7 protein-coding genes are annotated in these 11,271 nt (G+C 36.2%); all 7 read left to right on the forward strand.

Annotation, left to right across the window (positions count from 1 at the left end):
• Positions 1-455: 455 nt before the first annotated feature.
• Positions 456-1,025 (forward strand): hypothetical protein, encoded by a 570-nt coding sequence (locus tag B5D35_RS09055; protein WP_139367737.1) that lies wholly within the window; start codon positions 456-458, stop codon positions 1,023-1,025.
• A 21-nt stretch (positions 1,026-1,046) separates the two neighbouring features.
• Positions 1,047-2,369 carry a TolC family protein gene (locus tag B5D35_RS09060; RefSeq protein WP_078752265.1) on the forward strand — a complete coding sequence of 441 codons (1,323 nt, stop codon included), beginning with the start codon at positions 1,047-1,049 and terminating at the stop codon, positions 2,367-2,369.
• Complete coding sequence (locus B5D35_RS09065; protein WP_078752266.1) at positions 2,356-3,588, forward strand: HlyD family secretion protein; 1,233 nt, start codon at positions 2,356-2,358, stop codon at positions 3,586-3,588. The genes B5D35_RS09060 and B5D35_RS09065 overlap by 14 nt, the downstream gene beginning before the upstream one ends.
• 176 nt (positions 3,589-3,764) lie before the next feature.
• Positions 3,765-4,010, forward strand: coding sequence for a hypothetical protein (locus tag B5D35_RS24015; RefSeq protein WP_139367738.1), 246 nt, complete (start codon positions 3,765-3,767; stop codon positions 4,008-4,010).
• On the forward strand, positions 4,003-4,464 hold the full coding sequence (locus tag B5D35_RS09075; RefSeq protein WP_078752268.1) for a hypothetical protein: 462 nt from the start codon (positions 4,003-4,005) through the stop codon (positions 4,462-4,464). The genes B5D35_RS24015 and B5D35_RS09075 overlap by 8 nt, the downstream gene beginning before the upstream one ends.
• Positions 4,465-4,466: 2 nt before the next feature.
• The gene (locus B5D35_RS09080) at positions 4,467-5,471 is read left to right on the forward strand and encodes a hypothetical protein (RefSeq protein WP_078752269.1); all 1,005 of its coding nucleotides are present in this window, start codon (positions 4,467-4,469) and stop codon (positions 5,469-5,471) included.
• A 48-nt stretch (positions 5,472-5,519) separates the two neighbouring features.
• Positions 5,520-11,271, forward strand: a 5,752-nt coding sequence (locus B5D35_RS09085) for an Ig-like domain-containing protein (RefSeq protein ID WP_139367739.1), incomplete at its 3' end; no start/stop codon positions are given.

Below are 11,271 nucleotides of genomic sequence, written 5' to 3' on the forward strand. Positions count from 1 at the left end.
AACATTTCCAGAATCTGCATTAAGTTTGTTTTCGATCACTGCGTTAATTACCTCTGCATCCAGCGATACTTGGCTTTCTAGTTGTAATAGGTTGGGTTAATGATACTGAGTAATTGGCTTGAATTGAATTGGTGTATACATCTTGCGAGACCCAAATTATATAAATCACAGTGGAAGTTTTACTCTGTGAGTGGGGAATATATAAAATGACGTACGGTATTTAAGATGATGAAATAACAAATTTTAATAAAAAGATACTATATTTAAGTGTGTGGGAATCTAAGGCAGTGTAGAAAGCACCGTTTTTGAAGGGATAACATGCCGATTACGGTTGTAGGTATTATCCTACATGAAGAGTTCTGGCTATTTAGCTACCATACGGGTCCTTTTGGTATCTGCTTGACCGAAATCGACCAGTTGCCGTCACAGTGTTTGATTTTAACAACGGATAAAAGGTGAATATGATACGTTTAATACTAGGTATGATCATTGTGCTAATCGCAGGACCTGTCTATGCAGCTGGTGACCTGGATAAGAACGATTTCGATTATGAATATCTAAAGGACGACGCTGCTATTGGGCAATCAAATGAAGCTATTTTTGCTTTTGGTTTGGGGCTACATAGAATCAAGGCTGGCGAAGCTTTAGGAGCATATGTGTCGGGAATTTCACCTATAGCCAATAGCGATTACGGTATCTTTGGTCGAGGAGAGATTATTAATGATAAATATAAAACTGGTCATTTCTGGTCTTGGAAAATGGCTGTTGGGATTGGCTATTATGTAGAAGATTATCTGGTACCTTACGTTAACGTTAGTAAGTGCTTTTCGAACTATTCTACTTGCTATTTCAATAGTCGACACCCCACAGCGAACGATGATGATATCGATGCTATATACTATGGATTAGGTAGTTTCTTTAAAGTTCCATACTTAGATAATAATTTAGAAATTTCTATCGACTGGAGCCCATATAAAGGTTATGACGGTGCTTCGCTATATTTAGGCTATGGAATTTCATTTTAGATTTTAAAGGGTGTCTTTTATATGAATTTTAACTCTATCATTACTTTACTTTTATTCACCTCATTTGGAGTGGTTGCTTCAGATAGGAGTGAAGATATTGACAATATAAATAAGCTTATTTCAGAGTCAATAAGATACTCGTATAAAGTCAATAGTATTCAGCAGGAAATATTTTCAAGTGAGCAGCTATATGATGCAGCAAAATATTATTATGTTCCTTCAGCCACTATATCATCGGAAGTCAAGCAGAAATTCGACAGGCCAGGACATCCTAGTACACCGTTGACCGATTTTTCGCTCACTCTTGAAGCCAATTTGAAGCTTTGGAGTAACACAACAGATGATGATAATAAATCATCGTATTATAAACTTCAGTCAGACAAGTATCGATATAATGCAGCAATACTGGATGTATACAAAACAATCAACTCCAATTTGATCAAAATAGAATTGTCTAGACAATTACTATTTAAATCTAATGAGTATAAGAATCAAATGGGGCAGCTTATTCTAAAAATGGAAAAAGGTGCTAATACCGGAGTTTTAAAAAAATCGGATAGATTGTTTGCTGATGTGACAATGAAAAAGTTTGAAGAGTCCATATACAATGCACAATCTAAAGTTGAAGGTTATAAAAATGAAATAAATAACGTCACATCTAGAAATCTGTACAATGATGGATATAAAATTCCAAATAGCTATGTAGATAAACATCTTAATTTATCTGATGAGATGTTTGAAATAAACAATGTTATAAAAAACAATTTTGATATTTCTTCGCGAAAATATCAGATTGATAGCGATAAGTACGCGGTTGAAGCGACAAATGAAAATTTCCTTGTGGAAATTGTGACAAAACATGAAATTAATGAAAATGAACTTAGTAATAAAAAAGGGAGTGATAATACTCCGATTGACGGTTATACATACGATTCTGATGGAAACTCATATATAGGATTGAAACTAACTTTCACGGGGTTGAATTTTGGTAGTTTTAAAAATAAAGAAAGTGAAAAGCATTTACTAACCAAAAAGATGATTGATACTGATGAGTTCATTCATCAAAAATATGTCGATCTTAAAACCTATGAACAACAGTATTACCTGGTTAGAGATAGAGTTGATAATATTGGTGTACAAATAGAATTGACAAAAAAAGTGATCGTTCAGCTTATGAAGGAAATAGGTGTTGACGAGTCAAATGCTTTAGACTTGTTTAGAAATATTTCTTCATTGTCTGACTTGGAGTCTTCTCAGTTACTTGCTGAGATAGAGTTGCTGGATATCGTTATGAATGTTAAACAACTCAATGCTGACATTCCGAGGGATTATGTTATCAAGTAAAAATATAAAAAACATATTAACAAGAGTGCTATTGCTTACCGCCATTCTTGTTTTTATAACTATACTTCTTGGTGCGAAGTTTGACATCGTGTCAGAGGGAGAAGGCGTTTTGTCAATAAATGATAGTAATGTCAAAATTCTATCTTCGTCATCAGGAATTATCAAAGAAATTAATGTGTCTAAAGGGGATAAGGTTACTGCTGGTGAGCACTTGTTGGTTATAAGTAACAATGAGGATATGAATAAAAGAGATTTGTTAACATACAATGAGGCAGTGTATGAAAAAGAAATTGTAGATTTGTCAGATGATGAGAAAATTTTAAAAAAAATAATAATGTCTGGAAGCTATGATGATTCAATAGAAACAGAATCTATATTAATTTTTAAAGTGAAAAATAAATATAATACATTTGTACAAAAATCGAAAGAGTTTGAAAAGAAAAGTAAAAACACTGAAAGTAGAATAATAAGTCTTAAAGAGCAAAAGGACTTAATCGTTAAAAAAAGTACTATGTTAAAAGATTCTCTGGGTATGACTGTCAAATACATAGATTCAAAGTTTGAATTGGAAAAAATAAAATTACAAGTACTAGATAGCGAGCTCCAGATAGAAGAAGCATATAGCTTAGTCAGAGCATCATACTTTGATTTTATTCAATTGACGCTAGATTTAAGTGAACAGATAGATAATGAATTAAAAAAAACCAAAGAGTTGTTAGCTGCAACAAAGTCAGAATTGGCAACAGTTAACGAGAAAATTCATTCCACAGACATTATATCTACAGTCGATGGTACTGTTTTGTCGGCAACGGAAGGTTTAGCGAAAGGTGTTTTTATAGAACGAAACTCTGAAATTATGATTCTAAAGAGGTCAGATGATGGTGTCTATATTGAAGGGAAAATAGATTCTAAATTCAGACCATTTATCAGGATAGGTTCCGAAGTCAAAGTAAGAATAAACGCTCCTGGGATTAAAGAGTATTTTTATGGAAAAATATCAGGGATAAGCGTGGATTCATTTGACTATGAAAACATCCAAAAAGATGGGGAGCGATATTATAGTGTTAAAGTTTTATTTAATAGTGGCGATCAAAACTTTGAAAAATCTAAAGGCATGCTAGGAATAAAAACCACATTATATGTTATAAACGACCAAATGACTCTTGTAGAGTATTTGGTTTCTGTCTTTAATAAAGATTTGGATTTTACAGTATGGTAGGTTTTATAGGTGCGATGTCCTCAGCGCTCTGCATAATTATTCTTGTTTTTATAACGCTACTAATTGGATATATACAATCTCTGCTGCCTGAAACATCAATTTTCAGATTTGATGAGATGACCTTTAGATATCCAATAACAACATATTTTGTTAGCCATGATATGGAGGAGGATATAGTGTCTGCGATAACAGAATTGAAAAATGAAGAAAAATTCAATGTAAAAGGATTATATTTAGGATGTAGCTATGGGTTTGATTTTAATTATGAGTCAGCAAATAATATATCGATATTCAATGCAATAAAAGTGGGTTCATTCGACACGAAATTAAGCACATCAGTTTATGATAATTTTCCTTTGGAAAATCACAAATTGAATTACTGTTTTTTAGATTTTAAAGCGAGTGATAATACGGATGGATGAAGAAACGGAAGAATCTTTAGCGCCTTTAGTGGATGCTCTAACCGGAGCGATGGCCGCTGTGTTGTTAGTTAGCGTTTTTTTGATGTTAAGTACAGTTAATGGTGTCAGCGAGTCACTTAAAACATTTGGTAATAAATCTTTACTAGAACATGAGTACTTAATAGATGATGCTTTAGAGCGTAAAGAACCAAAGTTAATGTTAGATACAAACAGTATCTCATTTTATAAATCTTTTAAGCTAACAGAAGAACAAAAAAATACTCTTGTTTCATTATTTAAAAAAGAAAAACCGAATGAGATAACAATAACATCTAACAATGGAATAAATGTTAAAACTTATAATCTTTTGTTATTTTTGTCTGAGGTTGGGTTGGGGAAAGATATAGATAAAATTGAACTGAAGTATGAAGAATCTACTTTGGATGACAAACTAACTTATATTACGTGGGAATAAACATGATTTATATCGGATACGCTTTGTATATTGCTGTATTTATAGTGTTTGGTTTTTTTGAACCAGCAAGGGATTTTATTGTTAGTTCATATAATTTAGCACCTGAGATCACAGCTTTAGTTATGGGCTTTTATGTTTACACGTTGTTACTAACTATATTTTTGACATTTAGAACACAATATTCGGCAAGGCCATCTTTTTATATGACACATGTGAAAATGGCATGTTCAGTTATGGTTTCGCTAGGTCTAGTTGGGACATTTTTAGGTCTCATCGATATGATAGCTGGTATTGCAGGCGCTCTTTCAAATGATGAGCCTGATTTTGCAAAGAAAATGCAAGTATTGTTGGGTGCAATTTCTGGGTCACTTTCAGCTATGTCGTTTGCATTTGTCACATCGATACTGGGTGTTGGTTTTTCTGCGTATTCTCTAGTTGCATCCACTTTTGTTGAGTCTCATTTTAAGCGAAATTCAAACACTCCAGACTTTAAAAATGATAGTGATAAAATCATTGAAAATAGAATTAGCATGCTTGAGTCATTTACCGAAAATTTAAGAATTAAAGAGTTAGAAGTACCTCTGCAAAATGGTGCGATAATGAACATATTAGAGGAAATTTATAATAATAAAGATAAAAGTGAAATACACCTAAATACGATTATCGGCAAATTAGATTCAATAAACCAACATTCCGAATCGATAAATAATGCGACGTTATCTAACGTTGAGACTATATCTGTCCTTATCGAAAAGAATGATATCAACGGTTCTATTTTGAAAGAACAACTGGAAAAAATGAATGATATCAATGTCTCACTGGAAAGGCTATTGAAAAAAGTAGATGCGGGTTTTGAAAGAACAGATGAAATAAAGAAATCTGTTTCATCCATAAAAGAATATCAAAATTGCACAATGAATAATCTTGTTTCTTTGCTAAATATAGCAAACGAAGCAAAAGATAGCATTGGAAAACATAAGCGTAATTTATTGTCATTTTTACAGTAAAAATACGGTTTTCAATACTTGGACAAGAAATTATATTAAAGGTTTATTATGAAAAAGTTTGAAGCGGTCGACATTAAAGATATTGTTGTTTCTGGTCTTGATATAAAAATCAAACAGCCAGATGGTATGTTTGTAACTATTGAAAATGGTATTTCAGATTTACTTAAAAATAACATCGAAATTGTGGGTTCTGATGGTGTTAGTTTCACTAAAAACCAAATAATAAGTAAAGTTAATCTTGAAGGATCTTCGGCCGTATTGGTTCCTGATTTGTTGGCTAGCAGTGAAACGGGCCTATCAGGTAAGGTTGAAAAAGTAAATACTGCTCCTGAACCTACTACAGAAAATGAACTGAAAAAATTGGAGAGTCAGTTAGCTGAACTTAAAAAGCTACGTGAAGAGATCGAACGGCTTAAAAAAGAGCAAGAGCAAGAGCAAGAGCAAGAGCAAGAAAATACTTCTTCTTATGAAGCTGTTGTCAATGAAGATGTAAGCTTAATTAATGAATTAGTTAATCAACTATCTGAAACCATAGCTGCAGCACTGTCAGGTACTGGCGAAGGCAACGCACAAGAGCAACTTATCGCCGAAAACAATGCTAATACCAGTAAAAATAAAACTAATAACGTTGCCACTTCAACTGATTCAGGAAGCGGTTCGTCTAATCAAACCCCGCAAGAACAAAATACTAATAACGAAAGAAACAATGACTTATTTCTAAAAGTTGATCTGGCAACTAGTTCTGATAGTGGGAAAAAGAATGATTTTATTACCAATGTAAATACACCTACTTTTATTGGTTCTTCGATCACCGGCGCTACTATTACCGCAACTATTGCTGGTGTTACTAATTCAGTAGTTGTTGATGCTCAAGGGTCATTTACACTAACACTTCCCTACTCATTGGCTGATGGGAATTATAACGTTTCGTTTGTAGCTACAGATATTTTAGGTGCGAAAGAAACTATCAATAAATTACTTGTAATAGATACAGTTGCACCTTCGGTTGAGTTCTCACTAAAAACAGATTCTGGGTTGTCTGAAAATGACAATATAACGAACATAAAAACCCCGACAATTATTGGTAAGGTGTCTGGAGACCCTGTTAGTATAACGTTAACTATTAATTCTGTTGACTATGCTATTCCAGCAGAAAATGGAAATTTCTCATTTACTGTTCCTGAAGAATTAAGCGATGGTGTATATGACGTTAAAGTTATAGCTGAAGATGAAGCTGGAAATAAAACGGAAATCATCAAACCAATAACTATTGATACTATAAACAATTTCTCAGTTGATCTTTCTCAATCGAGTGATACTGGCATTACTGGTGATTGGGTAACGAATAATACTAAACCTATTTTACGTATTGAGCACGAAAAAGACTCCTCTTTGCGTTTTTTCATAAATGGAGTTCAACTTGATATTCAACTTGGAAGTGAATCACCTTCATATTATGAATTACCTAATGTTTTAACAGATGGAACCTATAATTTAGAGTTCATTTCTACTGATCTGGCTGGAAATAAAGTTACTATAAATGAAACACTCATTATTGATACAGTTCCACCTAACTTTAGCCTAGACGGGATTTCCGATAAATCAAATAGCGGCGACAAATCAGATTATATAACTTCCGATGGAAAGCCTACGTTTATTGGTGTGGCAGAAGCTGGCTCAAAAGTATTCCTTACTATTAATGGTAATGTTTATAGCTCCACCGTTGGTGAAAATGGTAAATGGTCTATTACACCATCAATAGTATTGTTAGATAATAATTATAATGTAACAGCTTATGCTGTTGATATTGCTGGAAATAAATCTGAAACTAAAAATCTGACCATCACAATTGACACTATTGGTCCATTGTTAACCGGAGGCTTCGACTCTAAGACAGATACAGGCTCTAGTAATTCTGACGGAATCACTAATAGCGAAAATCTTTCTTTTTCCGGTAGTACAGAGATTGGTGCTATTGTTAGGCTGCAAATCCAAGGTCTTTCATATGATCAAAAAGTAGTGGTTGGTGAAAGTGGACAATTTTCATTCGACCTAGATAATGTAGCCATAGGTAAGTTTTCCTATGTGATTTCAGCTGTAGATGTTGCTGGAAATGAGAGTATAAATAATCTCACTGGCACGGTGATTGTTGATAGGTCTATTGATAATTTCACGGCAACTCTTTCAGCTGATAGTGATTCAGGTGAATCAAATAGCGATCAGATAACAAATAATCACTTACCTAAATTTGTGGGTACAGGAGAGGTCGGTGCGTCTATATATTTAGGTATATACAGAGATGATTTGATAGCATACCCGGAATTTGGTCCAAGTATCGTTAATTCTAATGGGAACTGGGAATACCTTGTACCAACTGAAATTTCTGACGGTAGTTATGTTATTCAATTTAGAATTGTTGACCTTGCAGGAAATAGTAGTTCTGTTAAATTGCCAATCACTATCGATAGTGTGGTTTCCAATTTTACTGCGTTATTTGATTCAGTATCTGATTCTCAAGCGCAAGATGGAATTACTAATATCGATCGCCCTAGCTTCAGCGGCAGCGCTGAATCAGGATCTAGAATTGTTCTTAATTTATCTCATTCTAGTACAGGGACAAATTTTTCTCTCCAAACAGTAACTAACTCTGATGGTAGTTGGGCAATACAAGTACCTGAGCAAAATGCGCTTAACGAGCAAGGACAATGGACATGGACTGCTATTGCAACAGATATTGCTGGTAACAGTTCTGTAGCCATAGATGGATTATTTACGTTTGATAACGTCGCCCCACAAGTGACAGTAACTTTAGAATCCGAAGTGGGTTTTTTAGCAGATCATACTAACGACTCCACTTTAAATTTTAGAGTAGCCACAGAAGCTAATGCTAAAGTAGTAATGACTATATACAGCGTTCAAAATGGAGTGTTGAACCCTGAAAATGTAACGCCTACCTTGGTAGTCGGCTCCGATGGTGTCTTAGGAATAACTATTCCAACACTTTCAGATGGTGTGTATGCATACAAGGTACAAGTTATTGACGTAGCGGGTAACGAAACAGTAACTGAACCTTCTTTTGTTACTATTGATACCGATCAACCTGAATTAGGGACTATCTCTCTAACTGATGCATCCGATTCTGGTGTTATTGGGGATAATATAACTAATAACACCGAGTTAACATTAAAAGGGGTGGGCTCTGAAATAGGTTCATTGATTCATGTTTCTGTCCGTAACTCTTCTACCGGAGAGGTTATTGCATCTACACCTTCATCTTTTTCTGTAACGTCGACGAACTGGATTCAACCTATTATTTACGAATTTCCGGAAGGAAAATATGTCATTAGTCTATATGCGGAAGACGCGGCTGGAAATATCTCAGAATCGAAAGGTTTAAACGTTGTAGTGGACACCACTCCACCGCCATTAAGTAGTATTCTGTTGTCTAGTGATTCTGACACAGGTGTATCCGATACAGACTTTATTACGAAAGATACAACGCCAACATTTGTTGGTTCTAGTGAGAAAGGGGCAACAATTACCCTTTCTATATTCAAAAATGGAGTTCTAAATAAAACAGCTCAAACAGAGGTTGTTAACTCAGATGGTACTTGGAATCTGACAACTCCGATTTTGACTCAAGGTATTTATACTTGGAGCATCACAGCTCGCGATGCTGCGGGTAATGAAAATACAATTAACAATGCCAACCAAACATTGGTTATTGATACTACCTATATTGGTGCAACAGTATCGCTTTCAAATGAAAGTAATTCTGGTAACGTAAATGACAATATAACAAATATTCAAAATGTTACGCTGACAGGTAAAGGTGAAGTTGGCTCTTCCGTAAGACTAACATCTTTAACATCTCCCCAAGGTGACGCGATTTCCTTAGGTAGTACTGCTGCAGTTGTTGTAGATTCTATGGGTAATTGGCATATCAACTTACCATTACTCTCTAATGGTGAAGGAAACTATTCTTGGACGGTATCTTTTACTGACATCGCAGGTAACACCATTAACAAAGATGGTATTGTAGTTCTAGATACATCTACAACTCTAACAGCAGAGTTGATTTCAGATACGGGAATTAGTAATTCAGATGCGATTACTAATGATAAAACACCAACTTTTGTCGGCTCGGGTGAAGTTGGAGCTACTGTTCAAATTATAATTTCAGGCCCCGATGGTGTTATTTCTGGCGGCCCAGCAGTAGTTGTTTCTGGTGATAATTCATGGTCTATAACCATCCCTGAACTACAAATAGATGGAAATTACACTTGGTCGGCAAAAACCATTGATGTTGCTGGTAATGAACATTCTACTGAAAATAAATCATTTTTGCTCGACACCATCAATCCTACAATTATAAATGCTAATTTAGATACGAAGGGGGGGTTTGAGGCTGATCCTACGGAGATATCAATAGATAGACCAGCTTTTAGCGGTAAAATATCAGAGTCTAACGGTCAGATATCATTAAAAATATATACTGTACAAAGTGGAGTAGTAAGCGGTAGCCCTTATTACATCAGTACGCCCGCTATAGCTAATGGTACGGGTGACTTTTCCATCAATGTCACTCGTGCATTGCCGGAAGGAGAATATGTATGGAGTATTTCCGCTACAGATCTAGCAGGAAATAGTTCTGAATCTGCTCAAAAAAGCTTTATTGTGGATAAGACCCCCCCAACTTTAAGTAATGTGTCTCTAAGTGAAAATGACGATACTAGTTTAGTACCAGGCACAAACTACACTTCAAATGAAACACCGACTTTTGTTGGGCAAGGTGAGCCAGGTGCTCGAGTATCAATACAGCTATTCGGCGAAGACGGGGTTCTTATCCCACTAGAGCCGCAGTTTGTCGTTATTGGACAAAATGGTTCTTGGAGTTTCGTTACAACCTCAGTTATTCCCGATGGGCATTATACGTGGAACGCTAGTGCACAGGATGCTGCTGGGAATGTAACTTCTTCAAATTCAATTACATTGAATATCGATACAGTAGACCCGGTTCTTACGGGTGTAGAATTATCCTCTGCTAGCGACTCTGGGGTGTCTGATAGCGACGAAATAACCAAGCTGCAAAATTTAACATTTAACGGTACCTCGGAATCCGGTAATAAGGTGTTGTTAAAGCTCGTTAGTGTGAGTGGATTAAACCCACAACCTATCGAGTTTTCAACGACAGTTACTGCCTCTAGTGGTCTTTGGAGCATTGATGCTATTAATGTTCCTGCTGGTGAATATGCTTGGAGTGTAATAGCGACTGATGCAGCAGGTAATACATCTACGTACGAAAGCGTTAAAAACCTCGTAATAGACACATCACTCACAGACTTCAGCGTCAAGCTGGATGCAGGCAGTGACAGCGGCTCGTCGAACAGTGATGCAATCACCAACTCTGAGGCGCTTCGTTTGTCGGGCACGGCAGAGGCGGGCTCTGCTATCCAAGTGTTGTCTTTGGTTAACAAGGCGACGAATGAGCCAGTGTCTGTGGCCGGCCTTACAGCAACGGCGGGCGCAGATGGGACATGGAGCCTCAACATTCCAGCCTTGACCGCGGACGGCGTGTACGAGTGGGATGTCCAAGCGACGGACATCGCGGGCAACGTTGGCACGCTTAAAGGGCAGTTTACCTTTGACAAAACCATCTCGGTGGAGGGGGCGTTGTCATCGGATTCAGACACCGGTGCATCGGACAGTGACACGATCACCAAGGACACGAAACCAACCATCACGGGGACGGGTCAGGCGGGCGATCGCATCACCTTGGTGCTGACGGGGCCATCCAGCT

The organism is Enterovibrio nigricans DSM 22720 (genome assembly GCF_900167155.1).
GTDB classification, from domain to species: Bacteria; Pseudomonadota; Gammaproteobacteria; order Enterobacterales; family Vibrionaceae; genus Enterovibrio; species Enterovibrio nigricans.